The sequence below is a fragment of the Rhodococcus sp. EPR-157 genome, from assembly GCF_001647195.1.
Taxonomy (GTDB): Bacteria; Actinomycetota; Actinomycetes; order Mycobacteriales; family Mycobacteriaceae; genus Rhodococcoides.
Genome location: NZ_LVCV01000153.1, coordinates 1 through 625 on the forward strand (window position 1 = coordinate 1; position 625 = coordinate 625).

General features: G+C 62.1%; 1 protein-coding gene. It reads left to right on the plus strand.

Annotation, left to right across the window (positions count from 1 at the left end):
- On the plus strand, positions 1–625 hold a 625-nt coding region (locus A2J03_RS06250; RefSeq protein WP_156520236.1), incomplete at both ends, for an HAD-IC family P-type ATPase.

Genomic DNA, 625 nt, shown 5'->3' on the forward strand with positions numbered 1-625 from the left:
CGCTCGCAGCTCACCAGAAGTCAAACTGAGAATCACCGATGCATTTCGTAGCCTCGGGAACGTCGTGGCCATGACCGGTGACGGAGTGAACGACGCACCGGCACTGCGTCGTGCCGACATCGGCATCGCGATGGGCAAATCGGGAACGGACGTTGCCCGCGAGGCAGCAACCATGGTTCTCACCGACGACAATTTCGCGACCGTAGTGACGGCCGTCGAAGCCGGGCGCAGGGTGTACGACAACGTCCGCAAGTTCATCGTGTACATCTTCGCGCACGCTACACCCGAGGTTGTGCCGTTCTTGCTGTACGCATTGTCGGGAGGCAACATCCCACTCCCCCTGACAGTCATGCAGATTCTCGCAATCGATCTCGGAACCGAAACACTGCCCGCCCTTGCCCTCGGACGCGAACCTGCAGAACCCGGATTGATGGACAGACCTCCGCGCCAACGCAGCGAGAATGTGGTGAGCCGGGACATGCTGCTTCGCGCATGGGGCATCCTCGGCGGGGTATCGGCGGTCCTGGTCATGGCGTTGTTTCTCGGCACACTGCTCACCAACGGCTGGCGGTTCGGCGACTCCGTGTCGAGCGGGCCGATGCACGAAGCATGGCAAACGGCGACC